We start from the raw sequence: 17284 nt of genomic DNA, 5'->3' as shown, positions 1-17284 counted from the left end.
CACCGCACTGCGCTCTCCGGGTGCCCGACGGACTGCCGTCGGGCACCCGTGGCGCATCGAGCGACGCCAGACGGCTTGTGCCCGATGACGCACGCGGGGTCACCTTCCGTACGGAAGGTGACCCCTTCGCCGTCGTGCCCGGCGCGAGATGCCGCTGCTGAGACCGTCGTCGTGTGCCCCGGGTGGGACTCGAACCCACACTGGACCGATTTTGAGTCGGTTGCCTCTGCCGATTGGGCTACCGGGGCGGTGACGCACTGCACGCCGTGCAGCGAACATCGAACCACACCGTAGGTGTGCGGCCCAAGCCGCGACCACTAGGATGTCCACGTGACCGACGAGAACACCCCAGGCGAGAAGGCACTGCCGCTGGACCTGCCCCCGATGATCGAGCCCGAGCCTGCCGCCGCACCGTCCCGCGCGGCGCGTCGTGCGATCGTCGCCGAGGACGAGGCGCTGATCCGGATGGACGTCGTCGAGACGCTCCGCGAGGCCGGCTTCGACGTGGTCGGCGAGGCGGGTGACGGCGAGACGGCGGTGAACCTGGCGCTGGAGCTCAAGCCGGACGTCGTCGTCATGGACGTGAAGATGCCCGAGCTGGACGGCATCTCCGCCGCCGAGCGCATCGGCAAGGCGCACGCGGCGCCCGTCGTGCTGCTGACGGCGTTCTCGCAGACGGAGCTGGTCGAGCGCGCGCGCGACGCGGGCGCGATGGCCTACGTCGTGAAGCCGTTCACGCCGGCCGACCTGCTTCCGGCCGTGGAGATCGCGATCTCGCGCTACGCGCAGATCACGTCGCTCGAGTCCGAGGTCGCCGACCTGCAGGAGCGTTTCGAGACCCGCAAGCGCGTCGACCGCGCCAAGGGCCTGCTCATGACGAAGATGGGCCTGTCGGAGCCGGAGTCGTTCCGCTGGATCCAGAAGACGTCGATGGACCGCCGCCTCACGATGCGCGAGGTCGCGGACGCCGTGATCGAGCAGGTGGGCGGCGCCTGACCGCTGACTGACGGGGTTTCGGCCCCGTCACGCAAACCCGGACTCTCCGGGCATGTGAGGGTTAACACCGGACTTGTGAAGGCTAACAACCGCTCCCGCAGCATTGTGCGCTGCGGGGTGGCGGGTCTATCGTCTGCCTTCAGTTGGACGGTTGTCCTACTTGGGAACGCGACCATGAGCGAGGTGGAGCCGGTGCGACCTGTGGTCGAAGTGCGGCCTGCGACCCCGGAAGATCTCCGGGCCGTGGTAGCGCTCGCAGTCCATGCCCGCGACGAGTCGCCTGCGGTCGCGCAGCTCGCCGCTGCGGAGCCCGAGCGGCTGCTGGCGCACCTGAGCGTGCTGCTGTCGGTCGACGGCCACGTCCTCATGGCGGAGCACGACGGCGAGGTCGCGGGCATGCTCGTCGCACGCGTCGTCGGGCCCCACCTCTTCTCCGGCACGCCCAGCCTCTACCTCGACCTCGTGTTCGTCGCCCCGGCCGCCCGGCGGCACGGCGTGGGTCATGCGCTCCTGCGCGCCGCGGCCGACGTCGCCGCGGCCCACGACTGCGTGGACGTCTACGCGGCGCCCGTCCCGGGCAACCGTGGCGTCCAGCGCTTCCTCGCCCGGCTCGGGTTCGCGCCCGTGCTGGGCCACCGCGTCGTCGCCGTCTCCGCGCTCCAGCGCCGCCTTGCGCCGGAGGCCGCGGGGGGCGTGCGCGACTCCGGCCGGGCACGCCTGCGCCAGGGCGCCCGCGGCCTCGAGGACCTCATCGCCCGGCGTCGCCGGGCGCGCTCCGTCGCCGAGTCCGGGCCGATCGACCTGCGCGAGCTGCACGTCGCGCACCGGGCGAACGCGGGCTGACGCCCGCGCCCGTGCCCAGTGTGCTTGGCCGGTGGTGTTGGTCGGGCTGAGCCTCAGCCGGTGTTGTTCTCCGGCTCAGCCGATGTTGTCGTTCGCCTGAGCCTGAGGTTCCGCTGCGGGCGGGTGCCTCGTACCTCGGCCCCCACCCTGCGCTGCACCTCCGGCTCAGCCGATGTTGTCGTTCGCCTGAGCCTGAGGTTCCGCTGCGGGCGGGTGCCTCGTACCTCGGCCCCCACCCTGCGCTGCACCTCCGGCTCAGCCGAGCAGCATGCAGGTGAGGCGCGCCGTGCAGACGCGCTGGCCCGCGTCGTCCGTGACGACGATCTCGTACGAGGCCGTCGTGCGCCCCAGGTGCACCGCCGTGGCCGTCCCCGTGACGTAGCCCTCGCGCGCGCTGCGGTGGTGCGACGCGCTCACCTCGATCCCGACCGCCCCGCGCCCTGGCCCGGCGTGGACCTGCGCGGCGATCGACCCCAGCGTCTCCGCGAGCACGACCGACGCGCCCCCGTGCAGCAGCCCCGTGGGCTGCGTGTTGCCCTTCACCGGCATCCGCCCGACCGCGCGGTCCGGTCCGATCTCCAGGAGCTCGAGCCCCATCCGCTCGAAGAGGGTCTCGAAGGTCGCGGACGCCGGGTAGAGCGCGCGCCAGTCCGGGGTGCCGGGGGAGGCGGTGCCAGGGCTCGTGTCAGTCATGGGCGATAGGTTGTCACCCGTGACGACCTCCGCGCGACCCCGTCTCCTGCTCGTCGACGGCCACTCCATGGCGTACCGAGCTTTCTTCGCCCTCCCGGACACGCTGGCGACCACGTCCGGCCAGGTGACGAACGCCGTGTACGGCTTCACGTCGATGCTGACGAACCTCCTGCGGGACGAGCAGCCCACCCACGCCGCCGTGGCGTTCGACGCCGGGCGCGTGACCTTCCGCACAGAGCGCTTCCCCGAGTACAAGGGCACGCGCAACGAGACGCCGGAGACGTTCCGCGGCCAGGTGCCGCTCATCCACGAGGTGCTGGACGCGCTGCGCATCCCCGCGCTGGCGAAGGAGGGCATCGAGGCGGACGACATCCTGGCGACGCTCGCAAGCTCCGCCGAGGCGGCCGGGATGGACGTCCTCATCTGCTCGGGCGACCGCGACTCGTTCCAGCTCGTCACCGAGCACGTCACGGTGCTGTACCCGGTCCGGGGCGTCTCGGAGCTGGCGCGGATGACGCCGGAGGCCGTGGCGGCCAAGTACGGGGTGCCGCCGGCGCAGTACCCGGACCTGGCGGCCCTGGTGGGGGAGTCCAGCGACAACCTGCCGGGCGTCCCCGGCGTCGGCCCCAAGACGGCCGCCAAGTGGGTCGTGGCGTACGGGAGCCTCGACAACCTCCTGGAGCAGGCGGACGAGGTGAAGGGCAAGGCGGGGGAGAACCTGCGCGCGCACCTGGCGCAGGTGCGGCTCAACCGCGAGCTGAACGCGCTCCTGCTCGACGTCCCGCTGCCGTACGGCCCGGACGACCTGACGCTGCACGGCTTCGACCGGGACGCGGTACACCGTGTCTCGGACGCGCTGCAGTTCGGCCAGCTCCGCGACCGCCTGCTCGCGGCCGACCCGGCGGCGCAGGAAGTGGCACCGGCCGGCCCCCAGACGGGGCTCGAGGTGGAGGTGGACGACGTCGCCCCGGGCGGCCTCGGCGCCTGGCTCGCCGGCCGCACGGGCAGGCTCGGGCTCGACGTCTCGGGCCGGGCGGTGCCTGGGGGCGGCGACGCGTGGGGGGTCGCGGTAGCGGACGCCGACGGCGCGGCCGTCGCGCTCGACCTCGCGGACCTGGCGTCCGACGACGAGAAGGCGCTCGCGGCCTGGCTCGCGGACCCGGCGGCCGAGAAGGTGGCCCACGGCGCCAAGGCGGCCTGGCACGCGCTGGCGTCGCGCGGGTTCGAGCTGCGCGGGGTGACCTTCGACACCGAGCTCGCCGCCTACCTGTGCCACCCCGACCAGCGCGGCTACGACCTCGGTGACCTCGTGGTGCGCCACCTCGGCCACGAGCTGCGGGTCGAGGAGCCGGAGGGCGCCCAGGGCGCCCTCGACCTGTCGCTCGACGGCGGCGGTCAGGGCACGCGCGAGGCGGTGCGCGCCCACGCCGTCGTGCAGCTCGCCGCGGCGCTCGCGGGCGACCTGCGTGACCGGGGCGCCACCGCGCTGCTGACCGACGTGGAGCTGCCGCTGTCCGAGGTGCTGGCCCGCATGGAGGCGACCGGCATCGCTGCCGACGTCGAGTACCTGACGGGCCTGGAGAAGCACTTCGGCGAGGCGGTGGCGCAGGCGGCGGGCGACGCGTACGACGTGATCGGCCGGGAGGTGAACCTCGGCAGCCCCAAGCAGCTGCAGGAGGTCCTCTTCGACCAGCTCGGCATGCCGAAGACCAAGAAGATCAAGACCGGGTACACGACCGACGCCGCGGCGCTCGCGGAGCTGTTCGCGCGGACCGGGCACCCGTTCCTCGAGCACCTGCTGGCGCACCGCGACGCGAGCCGGCTGCGGCAGACGGTCGAGGGCCTGCTCAAGTCGGTGGCCCCGGACGGGCGGATCCACACCACGTTCCAGCAGACCATCGCCGCGACCGGGCGGCTGAGCTCGGCCGACCCGAACCTGCAGAACATCCCGATCCGCACGGAGGCGGGCCGTCGCATCCGCCGGGCGTTCGTCGTGGGCGAGGGCTACGAGACGCTCATGACGGCGGACTACAGCCAGATCGAGATGCGGATCATGGCGCACCTGTCGGGCGACGCCGCGCTGATCGAGGCCTTCCGGTCGGGGGAGGACCTGCACCGGTACGTGGGCTCGCGGGTCTTCGAGGTGGACCCGGCGGACGTGACGCCGCAGATGCGGGCGAAGGTGAAGGCGATGTCGTACGGCCTGGCCTACGGCCTGTCGGCGTTCGGCCTGTCGCAGCAGCTCGGGATCGAGCGGTCCGAGGCGCACTCGCTCATGGAGGACTACTTCACGCGGTTCGGCGGGGTGCGCGAGTACCTGACGGGCGTGGTGGGGGAGGCCCGGGCCACCGGGTGGACCGCGACGATCCTGGGACGCCGCCGGTACCTCCCGGACCTGACGAGCGACAACCGGCAGCGCCGCGAGATGGCCGAGCGCATGGCGCTCAACGCGCCCATCCAGGGCAGCGCGGCGGACATCATCAAGCTCGCGATGCTCGGCGTGCAGCGGGAGCTGGACGCGCGCGGGCTCGCCTCGCGGCTGCTCCTGCAGGTGCACGACGAGCTCGTGGTCGAGGTCGCGTCGGGGGAGCGGGATGCGGCCGAGGACGTGCTGCGGACGCAGATGGGGGCGGCCGTGGAGCTCGACGTCCCGCTCGACGTGTCCGTCGGCGCGGGCGCCACGTGGCACGAGGCGGGGCACTGAGCGCCCGTCCGAGACCGCCCTACGACTTCTGCGTGACGAAGACGGCCGTGCCGGGCAGGAAGGCGCCCCGCTCGGGGCCCCAGCCACCCCAGGTCTGCGTGTTCCACGCCGGCCACTCGGGCTCGACGACGTCGAGCAGGCGCAGCCCCGCGGCGGCCACGTCCCGGACGTGGTCGCCGAGCGTGCGGTGGTACTCGGCGTAGAGCACGCTCCCGGTCGTGTCGGCCTCGACATACGGCCGGCGGTCGAAGTACGACCTCGTGGCGGTGAGGCCCTGCCGGGTCGGGTCGTCGGGGAACGCCCAGCGCAGCGGGTGCGTCACGGAGAACACCCAGCGACCGCCCGGACGCAGGACGCGGGCGGACTCGCGGTGCACCCGCCACGCGTCGGGCACGAAGGGGATCGCGCCGAACGACGTGAAGACGGCGTCGAAGGAGGCGTCGGCGAACGGCAGGGCCCGCGCGTCGGCCTGCACGACGGGCACCCACACCCGCGTGGCGGCGTTGATCTGGAGCGCGCCGCCGAGCATCGCAGCGGACACGTCCGTCGCGACGGCGTGCGCGCCGCGCGCGCCGGCGAGCCAGCGGGAGCACTGTGCGGCGCCCGAGCCGACCTCGAGGACCCGCTTGCCCGTGACGTCGCCCAGGAGCCCGGCCTCGCCCTCTGTGAGACCCTCCGGCCCCCAGCGGAACCCGGTGTCGCCGAGGAACGCGCCGTGCTCCTCGAGGTACTCCGCCGCGTTGGCGTCCCACCATTGCCGGCCCGCGGAGCCGCCTTCGGCGTCGGGCACGTTGCGGTACCCGAACGACGCGGGCCGGGGCGGGGCAGGTTCCACCGGCCCATCATCGCTGGTCCGAGGCGTGCCGCGCACCGCTTTGCGGCCTTGGCGGGACAGCCCCGCCGTGACCTGCGGCGACGTCGGAGGCCGCCTCCGCCGACGCGGCGACCGCGTCCCAAAAGCGACCGGTAGGACGAGTCACGAAAAGGTCACGATTCGCCCGGACAGGACACCGGAAACACTCCCGCAACGCTTGCACTCCTAGAGTCGGCCCAACGTCAGCACGAGCGGCCCCAACCAAGTCGTCGCCGTGCGTCCCTAGGAAGGAGATGCCATGCGTCTGCGCCCAACGAGCCGCCTGGCCGGTGCCGCCGCTCTCGTGGCGGCACTCGCCGTCGGCCTGTCCGGCTGCGTGGCCAGCGAGCGTGACCAGGCCACCGGCGAGGAGAGCACCGGCAAGGACACGTTCGTGTTCGCCGGCTCGGCCGACCCGGCCACGCTCGACCCCGCGTTCGCCAGCGACGGCGAGACGTTCCGCGTCGCCCGCCAGATCTTCGAGGGCCTGGTCGGCGTCGAGCCCGGGACGGCCGACCCCGCGCCGCTGCTCGCCGAGAGCTGGGACATCAGCGAGGACGGCCTGGAGTACACGTTCCACCTCAAGGAGGGCGTGAAGTTCCAGGACGACACGGACTTCGACGCCGAGGCCGTGTGCTTCAACTTCGACCGCTGGGTCAACTTCACCGGCCTGGCCGCGACCGAGAGCCTCTCGTACTACTACAAGGCCGTCTTCGGCGGCTGGGGCGCGGACAGCAAGTACGCGTCGTGCGCGGCCTCCGACGCGACGACCGCGGTCGTCACGCTGGGCGCGCCGGTCCCCGAGCTGATCGCGGCGCTGTCGCTCCCCGCGTTCTCCATGCAGTCGCCGGCCGCCCTCGAGGAGTTCGCCGCGGACGACGTGCAGGGCACCGAGGACGCACCGCAGCTGACCGAGTACGGCCAGGGTCACCCGGTCGGCACCGGCCCCTACACGTTCGTCGAGTGGAAGACGGGCGAGAGCATCACGCTCGAGGCCTTCGACGGCTACTGGGGCGAGATCGGCGACGTCAAGAAGATCGTCTTCACGGTCATCCCGGACGGCACCGCCCGACGTCAGGCGCTCGAGGCCGGCGACATCGACGGCTACGACCTGGTCGCCCCGGCCGACGTGGACGCGCTGACCACGGCAGGCTTCACGCTCCACCAGCGCCCGGCCTTCAACATCCTGTACCTGGGCATGAACCAGAAGGCTGCGCCGCTCGACAACATCTTGGTCCGCCAGGCGATCGCGTACGCGATCGACCGCGAGGCCCTGGTGCAGGCGACGCTGCCCGAGGGCACTGCCGTCGCCACGCAGTTCGTGCCCGAGTCGGTCACGGGCTACAGCGACGACGTGACGACGTACGAGTACGACCCGGAGAAGGCGAAGGCGCTCCTGGCCGAGGCGGGCCTGACGACCCTGGAGATCGAGTTCAACTACCCGACCGACGTCTCCCGCCCGTACATGCCGGACCCCGCCGCGTACTTCGAGGCGATCTCGGCCGACCTCGAGGCGGTCGGCATCACGGTCAAGGCCACCGCCGCGCCGTGGCGTCCCACCTACCTCGACACCATCCAGGGCGGCTCCGCCCACGGCCTGCACCTGCTGGGCTGGACGGGTGACTACAACGATACCTACAACTTCATCGGCACCTTCTTCGGCGCCGAGTCGAACGAGTGGGGCTTCAACAACCCGGAGATCTTCTCGGTGATCGACGCCGCCCGCAACGCGCCGGTCGACGAGCAGGAGGACGCCTACAAGGCCGCGAACGAGGCCCTGATGGACTTCCTCCCGGGCCTGCCGATCGCGAGCCCGGTTCCGTCGCTGGTCGTCGCGCCCGGTATCGAGGGTTACCCGATCTCTCCGGTACAGGACGAGGTCTTCAGCGTCATCACCTTCACGGAGTGACACACTGACCCACCTGTGAGGTGAGTCGTACCAGCGCCTTCTGGGTTTCCGCCGGCCTCGGCCGGCCGGGACCCTCGCGGGAGGCGCGCACCAGGTCGGGGCGCGGCGCGTGCCGCGCCCCGACCGCTGTTCCCGTCCGGCCGGCGGCGCCTGCGACCCAGGCCCCCCGCTTACCAGAGGTTCGTCCATGCTCAGACTTGTCGTGCAGCGGCTGCTGCTCTTGATACCGCTGCTCCTGGGGCTGTCAGTGCTCCTGTTCGCCTGGGTCCGGGCTCTGCCCGGAGGGCCGGTCACGGCCATGCTCGGCGAGCGTTACACCCCGGAGGCCGCCGCCGCGATCGAGGCCGAGATGGGGCTGGACCAGCCAGTCTGGGTCCAGTACGGCAAGTACCTCGGCCAGCTTCTGCAGGGTGACCTCGGCACCTCGCTGCGGACCGGACGCCCGGTCGTGGAGGAGTTCCTCGTCCGTTTCCCGGCCACGATGGAGCTGACCGTCGTGGCCCTGGTCTTCGCGATCGGCATCGGCATCCCGCTGGGCTACGTCGCGGCGCGCCGCGCGGGCTCGGTCGTGGACCACGCGTCCGTCGTCGTGTCCCTGGTGGGCGTGACCGTGCCGGTCTTCTTCCTCGCGTTCATCCTCAAGTACCTGTTCGCCGTCGAGCTGGGCTGGTTCCCGTCGGCGGGGCGCCAGTCGACGACGATGGTCGCCACCCACCCCACGAACTTCTACGTCCTGGACGGCCTGCTCACCGCCGAGTGGGACGCGGCCTGGGACGCCCTGGTACACCTGGTCCTGCCCGGCATCGCCCTGGGGTCGATCCCGCTGGCGATCGTGGCGCGCATGACCCGCGCCGCCGTGTCCGAGGTGCAGAACGCGGACTACGTACGCACGGCCCGAGCCAAGGGCATCACGGCCGCGCGCCTGCGCGGGGACCACATCCTGCGCAACGCCATGCTCCCCGTCCTCACCACGATCGGCCTCCAGGTGGGCCTGCTGCTCTCCGGCGCGGTGCTCACCGAGACCGTGTTCGCGTTCAGCGGCATCGGCAGCTTCCTCGCGCAGGCCGTCTTCAACGCCGACTACCCCGTCCTGCAGGGCTTCGTCCTGCTCATCGCGGTCGTCTATGCCCTCGTGAACCTGATCGTCGACGTGTCGTACGGGCTGATCGACCCGCGGCTGAGGAGGCAGCAGTGAGCGCCAACGAGCTCCCCCCGATCGACGGCGCCCCGACGGCGCCGCTCCACGCCCCCGCCAGCATCCACGGCGACGGCACCGACCCGGCCGGCCGCGACACCGCCGGCGAGGGCGTCTGGGCCCGCGCATGGCGCACGCTCCGGAAGAACCCCGTTGCGATCGCCGGCTTCGTCATCGTCGCGCTCTTCCTCCTGGTCGCGCTGCTCGCGCCGCTGCTCGCGCCGTTCGGCCCGCACGAGCTGCCCGGCCGCGGCGAGATCCGACCGACGCAGATCCCCGGCCCGTCGGCCGACTACCCGCTCGGGCTGGACCGTTACGGCGGCGACGTGCTGAGCAAGCTCATCTGGGGTGCGCGCGCCTCGCTGCTGGTGGGCGTGCTGTCCACCCTGCTCGGCCTGGCCGGCGGCGTCCTGCTCGGCCTGGTCGCCGGCTGGTTCGGCGGCTGGGTCGACGTCTCCGCGATGCGCCTCGTGGACCTCATGCTGTCCGTCCCGTCGCTGCTCCTGGCGGTGTCCATCGCCGCGATCGCGGGGCAGACGCCCTGGTCGGTGATCGTGGCCATCGCCGTCGTCCAGGTGCCGATCTTCGCCCGCCTGCTGCGTGGCTCGATGCTGGCCCAGCGGGGCCAGGACTACGTGCTCGCGGCGAGCGCGCTCGGCCTGACCCGGCGCTCGGTGACGATGAGCCACGTGCTGCCGAACAGCGTCGGCCCGGTCATCGTGCAGGCCACGTTGACGCTCGCCACCGCGGTCATCGAGGCGGCCGCGCTGTCCTTCCTCGGCCTGGGTGGCGGAGAGCCGTCCACGGCGGAGTGGGGCCGCATGCTCACCGCCGCCCAGCAGGAGCTCGCGGTCGCGCCGCGCCTGGCGATCCTGCCCGGCATCTGCATCGCGATCACCGCTCTCGGCTTCACGCTCGTCGGCGAGAGCCTGCGCGAGGCCCTCGACCCGCGGAACAGGACCCGCCGATGACGCAGCACAGCACCGACCAGCCCGACCGCCCGGAGGCCGCCGTGACCGAGACGCCCGCGCCCGAGAAGGAGATCGCCGTGGCCGCCACGGCGGTGCCGGCCGACGACGACGTCGTCCTGCGCGTCGAGGACCTTGCCGTCGACTTCCGCACGGAGTCCGGTGCCGCACGCGCTGTGACCGGGGCGAACGTGGAGGTCCGGCGCGGGCAGACCGTGGCGATCGTCGGCGAGTCCGGCTCGGGCAAGACGACCCTCGCGATGGCAGTGCTCGGGCTCCTGGCGAGCAACGGCGCCGTGGCGCAGGGCCACATCTGGTTCAAGGGCGAGGACCTGGGGGCGGCCGGCGCGCAGCGCATGGCGCAGCTGCGCGGGACGGAGCTCGGCCTCGTGCCGCAGGACCCGATGACGAACCTGGACCCGGTCATGCGCATCGGCCGCCAGATCGACGAGGGCCTGATCGACAACGGCGTGCGGACGCTCCGCACAGCCCGGGCCCGTACCGTCGAGCTCCTCCAGGAGGTCGGGCTGCCCGACGCCGCCCGCCGCGCCTCCCAGTACCCCCACGAGTTCTCGGGCGGCATGCGCCAGCGCGCGCTCATCGCGATGGGCCTGTCGGCGCGGCCGGCGCTGCTCGTCGCGGACGAGCCGACCTCCGCGCTCGACGTCACCGTCCAGCGGGGCATCCTCGACCAGCTCGCGGGCCTGACCCGGGACCTCGGGACGGCGGTGCTCCTCATCACGCACGACCTCGGCCTCGCCGCCGAGCGTGCCGACGTCGTCGTGGTCATGTACCGCGGCGAGATCGTCGAGCAGGGACCCGCCCGCCGGGTCCTGACCGAGCCGCAGCACGAGTACACCAAGCGCCTCATGGCGGCCGCGCCGTCGCTCGCGTCGCGCCGGATCGAGATCGCGCGCGAGCGCGGCCTCGAGGAGGTGCTCGAGGAGGCCCTTCTCGCCCCCTCGGCCGAGACCGGCTCGTCCGACGACGGCACTGCGTCCGGGAACCCGGACGAGCCCACGACGGCGGCGCTGGTGCAGGTGCGCGACGTCACGAAGGTCTTCCGCATCCGCGGCAACGGGCTGCTGTCCCGGGGACGCGACTTCACCGCTGTGGAGGGCGTGAGCCTGGACGTGCCGCGCGGCGGCACCGTCGCGGTGGTGGGGGAGTCCGGCTCGGGCAAGTCCACCCTGGCGCGGATGATCCTCGACATCGAGAAGCCGACGTCGGGCACGATCGAGTTCGACGGGGCGCCCGCCGGCGGGCACGACCACCGGTCGCGCATCGCGTACCGGCGGCGCGTGCAGCCCGTGTTCCAGGACCCCTATTCGTCGCTCGACCCGCTGTACTCGGTGTACCGGGCGATCGAGGAGCCGCTGCGCGCGCACGGTTACGGCGATCCCGCGGAGCGCCGTGCGCGCGTCGAGGAGCTCGCGGAGCAGGTGGCGCTCGGCAAGGGGGTGCTGCGGCGGTTCCCGTCGGAGCTGTCCGGCGGGCAGCGCCAGCGCGTCGCGATCGCGCGCGCCCTGGCCCTGTCGCCCGAGCTGGTCGTGTGCGACGAGGCCGTCTCGGCGCTCGACGTCGTGGTCCAGGCTCAGATCCTGCGGTTGCTCGCGCAGCTGCAGGAGGACCTGGGCCTCACCTACCTCTTCATCACCCACGACCTGGCCGTGGTGCGGCAGATCGCCGACCGGGTGATCGTCATGCAGGCCGGGCGGCTCGTCGAGGAGGGCACGGTGGACGAGGTGTTCGACACACCCCAGACCGACTACACCCGTGCGCTGCTCGACGCGATCCCCGGCCGGGACCTGGATCTGGCGGTCTGACGCGGGCCTGCCGGTGACCTGCCGCTCTGCAGGGGGCCGGTGGGTCCGGCGGCTCGCCGGGCCGGGCTCGCTCGCGTTGACCCACGACACGCCGTCTCGGTAGGATGTTCCGCGGTGCAGTGCGCCCGCGCGATCCCGTCATCCCGGCATCTCGCCGGCTGGTGGCCCAGTCTCCTGGAAGCCGTCGGCCGTGGGGCCTTCTCGTCCTCGGACGTCGTCGAGCCGCAGCGTACTCGCCACGACCCTGTCCGCACTACGCCCTGTCCGCATCGGAGCATCGAACTCAATGACCATCTCCACCCCTGCGAAGTCCGCACCCCAGGTTGCCGTCAACGACATCGGCACCGAGGAGGACTTCCTTGCTGCTGTCGACGCCACCATCAAGTACTTCAACGATGGTGACATCGTCGAGGGCACGATCGTCAAGGTGGACCGTGACGAGGTCCTTCTCGACATCGGTTACAAGACCGAGGGTGTCATCCCGTCCCGGGAGCTCTCCATCAAGCACGACGTCGACCCCGGCGAGGTCGTCGCCGTCGGCGACGCCGTCGAGGCCCTGGTTCTCCAGAAGGAGGACAAGGAGGGTCGTCTGATCCTGTCCAAGAAGCGCGCTCAGTACGAGCGTGCCTGGGGCACGATCGAGAAGATCAAGGAAGAGGACGGCGTCGTCACCGGCACCGTCATCGAGGTCGTCAAGGGTGGCCTCATCCTCGACATCGGCCTCCGCGGCTTCCTCCCGGCGTCCCTCGTGGAGATGCGTCGAGTCCGCGACCTCCAGCCGTACGTCGGCAAGGAGATCGAGGCCAAGATCATCGAGCTCGACAAGAACCGCAACAACGTGGTGCTGTCCCGCCGCGCGTGGCTCGAGCAGACGCAGTCCGAGGTCCGTTCCACCTTCCTGCAGACGCTGCAGAAGGGCCAGGTCCGCCCCGGTGTCGTCTCCTCGATCGTCAACTTCGGTGCGTTCGTGGACCTCGGCGGCGTCGACGGTCTCGTCCACGTGTCCGAGCTGTCCTGGAAGCACATCGACCACCCCTCCGAGGTCGTCGAGGTGGGCCAGGAGGTCACGGTCGAGGTTCTCGACGTCGACTTCGACCGCGAGCGTGTCTCCCTGTCGCTGAAGGCGACGCAGGAGGACCCGTGGCAGACGTTCGCCCGGACGCACGCCATCGGCCAGGTCGTGCCCGGCAAGGTCACGAAGCTCGTCCCGTTCGGTGCGTTCGTGCGCGTCGAGGACGGCATCGAGGGTCTGGTGCACATCTCCGAGCTGGCCGTGCGCCACGTCGAGCTGCCCGAGCAGGTCGTCACCGTGGGTGCCGAGGTGTTCGTCAAGGTCATCGACATCGACCTCGAGCGTCGCCGCATCTCGCTGTCGCTCAAGCAGGCCAACGAGGGCGTCGACCCCGAGTCCGAGGACTTCGACCCCGCGCTGTACGGCATGGCGGCGGAGTACGACGACCAGGGCAACTACAAGTACCCCGAGGGCTTCGACCCGGAGACCAACGAGTGGCTCGAGGGCTTCGAGACCCAGCGCGAGTCGTGGGAGGCGGAGTACGCGAAGGCGCACGAGCGCTGGACCGCGCACCGCAAGCAGGTCGCCGAGGCGCTCACGGCCGACTCGGAGGCCTCGGGCGACGCCCCGGCCGCCGGTGGCGGCAACGGCGGTGCCACGACGTACTCCTCGGCTCCGGCCCAGGAGGCGACCGGCACGCTGGCCTCGGACGAGGCGCTCGCCGCTCTGCGCGAGAAGCTCACCGGCAACTGAGCTGGTGATGTCTGGCCTGCGGCGGTCTGACCGCCGCAGGCCATGACCGACACGACGGCCCGCCACCCCTCGGGGTGGCGGGCCGTTCTCGCGCCTACGATTCCTGCCATGTCCTGGAACACGCGCAGCAGCCGCACCGCCTACGAGAACCCCTGGATCCGGGTGCGGGAAGACGCCGTGACCCGGCCCGACGGCGGTGCGGGCGTCTACGGCGTGCTGGAGCTGCGGCAGCCATCGGTGTTCGTGGTGGCGCTGGACGACGACGACCGCGTGCTGCTCGTGACGGTCGACCGCTACACGACCGGTCCCGGCTCGGTGGAGGTGCCCGCCGGCGGGACCGACGGCCAGGAGCCCGTCGAGGCCGCGCGGCGTGAGCTGCTCGAGGAGACGGGGCTGGAGGCCGCCGAGTGGGCGCCCGTCGGCCGGATGGAGGCGCTGAACGGGATCGCCGTGGCGCCCGAGCACGTGTTCCTGGCGCGCGGGCTGCGCCCCGCCGTGATGCCCGCGGGCGCGGTGGCCGCCACCCAGGAGGAGGAAGGCATCGCCGACGTGCGGTGGGTGCCGTTCGCGGACGCGCTCGGTCTGGTCGCCGCCGGCGGGATCCGCGACGGGGAGACCATCGCAGCGCTCGCGCTCGCCGGGATCCACCTGGGGCGGTTCGTCTGAGCGTTGCTCGGGCGGTCGTGCACGGCGGCGAGGGCCGGGCGCTCGCCCGCGGCCGCGCCGGGGTTGCGGGGGGCCGGCGCCAGCCCGCCCCGGCTGCGCCCGGGGCGGCGTCAGACGATCGTCGGCTCGGGCGTGGCCGTGGGCTTGCGGTCGGCGGCCACGCCCGCGTCCTCCGCACCCTCCCCACCGTCCGCATCGGACGACCGGTCTGCGAACTGGGTGCGGTACAGGTCCGCGTAGAGACCGTCCCTCGCCAGAAGCTGGGCGTGCGTGCCCTGCTCGGCCACGACCCCGTCGTCGAGCACCACGATCAGGTCCGCGGCGCGGACCGTCGAGAGGCGGTGCGCGATGACGAGGGACGTTCGCCCGGCGAGGGCGTGGTCCAGGGCCTCCTGCACGGCGGCCTCGGACTCGGAGTCCAGGTGGGCGGTGGCCTCGTCGAGCACCACGACGTCAGGTGCCCTGAGCAGGAGCCGGGCGATGGCGAGGCGCTGACGCTCGCCGCCCGAGAGGCGGTAGCCGCGGTCGCCCACGACCGTGTCGAGGCCCTCGGGGAGCGACGTCACGAGGCCCCAGATGCGGGCCTGACGCAGCGCCCGCTCGAGCTCCGCGTCGGTTGCGTCGGGGCGCACGTAGCGCAGGTTGGCGCCGACGCTGTCGTGGAACAGGTGTGCCTCCTGCGAGACGACGCCCACCGTGTCCCGCAGCGAGGCGGAGGTGACGTCGCGCAGGTCCTGGCCCGCGATGCGGACCGTTCCCTCGGTCGGGTCGTACATCCGGGTCACGAGCTGGGAGACCGTGGTCTTGCCGGCTCCCGACGGGCCGACGAGCGCGACCATGGCGCCGGCCGGGACCGTGAACGAGACCCCGCGCAGGGTGTCCGCCGTGGGGTCGTGCCGCAGGGTCGCGACCGACTCGAGCGACGCGAGCGAGACCTCGTCCGCACCCGGGTACCGGAAGACGACGCCGTCCAGCTCGACGCTCGCGCCCTGCTCTGCCACCGCAGGGCGCAGGTCCGCCGCGCCAGGCTTTTCTGCGACGGTTGGCTCCAGGTCGAGCACCTCGAGGACGCGCTCGAAGCTGACCAAGGCGGTCATGACGTCCACCTGGACGTTCGACATGGCCGTGAGCGGGCCGTACAGGCGGCCGAGGTAGGCGGTGAGAGCGACGACCACGCCCACGGTGAGCGTGCCCCCGATCGCCTGGAGGCCGCCGAGGCCGTAGACGGTCGCGACCGCGAGCGACGCGACGGTCGTGAGCCCCACGCGGAACCACGTCGAGAGCAGGGCGGTGCGGACACCGAGGTCACGCAGGGCGCGGGCGTGACCGGCGTACTGCTCGGACTCGCGTGCCGGGTCGCCGAACACCTTGACCAGGTGGGCGCCGGCGACGTTGAACCGCTCGTTCATCAGCTGGCCGAGGTCGGCGTTGAGCTCGTAGCCGCGGCGCGTGAGTGCGGCCAGCCGGCGCCCGAACCAGCGCGCCGGCAGCACGAAGACCGGCACCAGCACGAGCGACAGGAGCGTGAGCTGCCACGACATCGAGAACATCGCGGCGAGCGTGAACACGATGGTCAGCGCGTTGGAGACGACGGTCTGGAGGGTGCTCGTGAACGCGCGCTGGGCTCCGAGCACGTCGCCGTTGAGGCGCTGCACCAGGGCGCCGGTGCGGGCGCGCGAGAAGAACGCGAGCGGCATGCGCTGCACGTGGTCGAAGACCGCGGTGCGCAGGTCGAGGATCAGGCCCTCGCCGACCTGGGACGAGACCCAGCGCTCGGCGACCGACAGGCCGGCCGAGACGAGGGCGAGCGCGGCGGCGCCGCCCGCCAGGAGCATGACGAGCCGGCCGTCGCCCTGGGCGATGCCGTCGTCGATGAGGTACTTGAAGAGGAGTGGGGTGGCAGCCCCGGCCGCGGCGTCGAGCGCCAGCAGGACCAGGAAGAAGGCGAGACGCGCGCGATAGGGGCGCGCGAAGGTGAGGATGCGCCGCAGGGTGCTGCGGCCGAGATGATGGTCGGTGACGGACGAGTCCTGGGTGAACAGCCGCATCGTGCCGCCCCCGCCCATGCCGCCGCCCCGACCGCCTCCGGTCATGTGTTGCATGCTCATGCGGTACCTCCCGAGCGTGGGGAGAAGGATGGTCGCCCGGGCGGCGGTGCGCCAGGGCCGATAGTGAGCATAACTCATCATGTGCCTGGCTCACAAGAATGGTAGGGTGTGACGCATGACGAGCCGGGCGGAGCAGGGCGGCGGGCACCCCGGTCGCCCGGAGCATGACGGGCAGCCCGGTGCAGGCGGCGTGGCACGGGACGACGCGGCCGAGCTGCTCGAGCTGCTGCACACGGCCTCGCGCCGGATGCGCCGCGAGGCCGTCGCCGACTGCGCCGAGCCGCCCGGCACCACGCCCGGCCAGGTGCGCCTCCTGCGCTTCCTGGCCCACGCGTCGGGACCGGTGCGCGCCGCGGACGTGGCGGCGGCGATGGAGCTCGCGCCGCGGTCCGTCACGAGCAAGGTGGACCAGGCGGAGGCGGACGGGTACGTGCGTCGCGTACCCGACCCGTCGGACAGGCGGGCGCGCCTGCTGGAGCTCACGGACGCCGGCCACGAGGTGCTCGAAGACCTCTGGTCGCGGCGCCGGGCGGGTGCTGCAGGGCGCCTCGAGCGCCTCACCCCGGTCGAGCGGGCCCTGCTGCTGCAGCTGCTGCGCGCCGTCGCGGAGGACCAGCCCGTCGACCATCCGGCGCGCACATAGGGCGGGATGGAAACGCGGAGTCTCTGCCGCCGCGCTGAGCGGCGCCGCGGGGGGGGGGGGGGGCAAACCCCCCCGCCGGCGGGCCGGCGGGCGCGACCGCCCCGGCGGGGTGCGC

13 protein-coding genes and 1 tRNA gene are annotated in these 17284 nt (G+C 72.5%); 10 read left to right on the top strand and 4 right to left on the bottom strand.

The annotated features are described in order from the left end of the window. Window positions 1-174: 174 nt before the first annotated feature. Window positions 175-248: transfer RNA gene (locus L1785_RS09550), tRNA-Leu, on the bottom strand. 136 nt (window positions 249-384) lie between these two features. Between L1785_RS09550 and L1785_RS09545 the strand changes: the two genes are divergently transcribed. Then, on the top strand, window positions 385-996 hold the full coding sequence (locus L1785_RS09545; protein ID WP_236089049.1) for an ANTAR domain-containing response regulator: 612 nt from the start codon (window positions 385-387) through the stop codon (window positions 994-996). Window positions 997-1239: 243 nt separating this feature from the next. Continuing rightward, on the top strand, window positions 1240-1839 hold the full coding sequence (locus L1785_RS09540; protein WP_236089024.1) for a GNAT family N-acetyltransferase: 600 nt from the start codon (window positions 1240-1242) through the stop codon (window positions 1837-1839). Between the two features lie 255 nt (window positions 1840-2094). On the opposite strand, the gene L1785_RS09535 is transcribed toward L1785_RS09540, so the two are convergent. Continuing rightward, the gene (locus L1785_RS09535; RefSeq protein WP_372461851.1) at window positions 2095-2532 is read right to left on the bottom strand and encodes a PaaI family thioesterase; all 438 of its coding nucleotides are present in this window, start codon (window positions 2530-2532) and stop codon (window positions 2095-2097) included. Between L1785_RS09535 and polA the strand changes: the two genes are divergently transcribed. Then, entirely contained in the window at window positions 2531-5236 is a 2706-nt protein-coding gene (gene polA / locus L1785_RS09530; RefSeq protein ID WP_236089023.1) for a DNA polymerase I, read from the top strand. The genes L1785_RS09535 and polA overlap by 2 nt on opposite strands. Window positions 5237-5255: 19 nt before the next feature. On the opposite strand, the gene L1785_RS09525 is transcribed toward polA, so the two are convergent. Further along, a complete protein-coding gene (locus tag L1785_RS09525) occupies window positions 5256-6071 on the bottom strand; it encodes a class I SAM-dependent methyltransferase (protein WP_236089022.1) in 816 nt (271 codons plus the stop codon). Window positions 6072-6348: 277 nt separating this feature from the next. Here L1785_RS09525 and L1785_RS09520 point away from each other — a divergent pair, with 277 nt between their 5' ends. From L1785_RS09520 to L1785_RS09495, 6 genes are all read left to right on the top strand, one after another. Beyond that, window positions 6349-7998 carry an ABC transporter substrate-binding protein gene (locus L1785_RS09520; RefSeq protein ID WP_236089021.1) on the top strand — a complete coding sequence of 550 codons (1650 nt, stop codon included), beginning with the start codon at window positions 6349-6351 and terminating at the stop codon, window positions 7996-7998. A gap of 187 nt (window positions 7999-8185) precedes the next feature. Next, the gene (locus L1785_RS09515) at window positions 8186-9193 is read left to right on the top strand and encodes an ABC transporter permease (protein ID WP_236089020.1); all 1008 of its coding nucleotides are present in this window, start codon (window positions 8186-8188) and stop codon (window positions 9191-9193) included. Further along, the gene (locus L1785_RS09510) at window positions 9190-10164 is read left to right on the top strand and encodes an ABC transporter permease (RefSeq protein ID WP_372461850.1); all 975 of its coding nucleotides are present in this window, start codon (window positions 9190-9192) and stop codon (window positions 10162-10164) included. The genes L1785_RS09515 and L1785_RS09510 overlap by 4 nt, the downstream gene beginning before the upstream one ends. After that, window positions 10161-11987 (top strand): dipeptide ABC transporter ATP-binding protein, encoded by a 1827-nt coding sequence (locus L1785_RS09505; protein ID WP_236089019.1) that lies wholly within the window; start codon window positions 10161-10163, stop codon window positions 11985-11987. The genes L1785_RS09510 and L1785_RS09505 overlap by 4 nt, the downstream gene beginning before the upstream one ends. Window positions 11988-12273: 286 nt before the next feature. After that, window positions 12274-13752: a 30S ribosomal protein S1 gene (gene rpsA, locus L1785_RS09500; protein WP_236089018.1), complete on the top strand. Its 1479-nt coding sequence runs from the start codon at window positions 12274-12276 to the stop codon at window positions 13750-13752. A gap of 108 nt (window positions 13753-13860) precedes the next feature. Then, window positions 13861-14418: an NUDIX domain-containing protein gene (locus L1785_RS09495; RefSeq protein WP_236089017.1), complete on the top strand. Its 558-nt coding sequence runs from the start codon at window positions 13861-13863 to the stop codon at window positions 14416-14418. Between the two features lie 110 nt (window positions 14419-14528). On the opposite strand, the gene L1785_RS09490 is transcribed toward L1785_RS09495, so the two are convergent. Continuing rightward, window positions 14529-16526 (bottom strand): ABC transporter ATP-binding protein, encoded by a 1998-nt coding sequence (locus L1785_RS09490; RefSeq protein WP_236089016.1) that lies wholly within the window; start codon window positions 16524-16526, stop codon window positions 14529-14531. A gap of 115 nt (window positions 16527-16641) precedes the next feature. On the opposite strand from L1785_RS09490, the gene L1785_RS09485 reads away from it, so the two are divergent. Continuing rightward, window positions 16642-17169 (top strand): MarR family winged helix-turn-helix transcriptional regulator, encoded by a 528-nt coding sequence (locus L1785_RS09485; protein WP_236089015.1) that lies wholly within the window; start codon window positions 16642-16644, stop codon window positions 17167-17169. Window positions 17170-17284: the final 115 nt, after the last annotated feature.

The sequence above is a fragment of the Antribacter soli genome (assembly GCF_021568775.1).
GTDB classification, from domain to species: Bacteria; Actinomycetota; Actinomycetes; order Actinomycetales; family Cellulomonadaceae; genus Antribacter; species Antribacter soli.
Note: the sequence above shows the minus strand (reverse complement) of the source record. Positions and strands in the feature narration are given on the sequence as shown.

Bases quoted from the DNA above. Each gene is read 5' to 3' on its own strand.
- L1785_RS09545 (WP_236089049.1), top strand. From the start codon at position 385: ATGATCGAGCCCGAGCCTGCCGCCGCACCGTCCCGCGCGGCGCGTCGT.
- polA (WP_236089023.1), top strand. From the start codon at position 2,531: ATGGGCGATAGGTTGTCACCCGTGACGACCTCCGCGCGACCCCGTCTC.
- L1785_RS09535 (WP_372461851.1), bottom strand. From the start codon at position 2,532: ATGACTGACACGAGCCCTGGCACCGCCTCCCCCGGCACCCCGGACTGG.
- L1785_RS09520 (WP_236089021.1), top strand. From the start codon at position 6,349: ATGCGTCTGCGCCCAACGAGCCGCCTGGCCGGTGCCGCCGCTCTCGTG.
- L1785_RS09515 (WP_236089020.1), top strand. From the start codon at position 8,186: ATGCTCAGACTTGTCGTGCAGCGGCTGCTGCTCTTGATACCGCTGCTC.
- L1785_RS09505 (WP_236089019.1), top strand. From the start codon at position 10,161: ATGACGCAGCACAGCACCGACCAGCCCGACCGCCCGGAGGCCGCCGTG.
- rpsA (WP_236089018.1), top strand. From the start codon at position 12,274: ATGACCATCTCCACCCCTGCGAAGTCCGCACCCCAGGTTGCCGTCAAC.
- L1785_RS09495 (WP_236089017.1), top strand. From the start codon at position 13,861: ATGTCCTGGAACACGCGCAGCAGCCGCACCGCCTACGAGAACCCCTGG.
- L1785_RS09490 (WP_236089016.1), bottom strand. From the start codon at position 16,526: ATGAGCATGCAACACATGACCGGAGGCGGTCGGGGCGGCGGCATGGGC.
- L1785_RS09485 (WP_236089015.1), top strand. From the start codon at position 16,642: ATGACGAGCCGGGCGGAGCAGGGCGGCGGGCACCCCGGTCGCCCGGAG.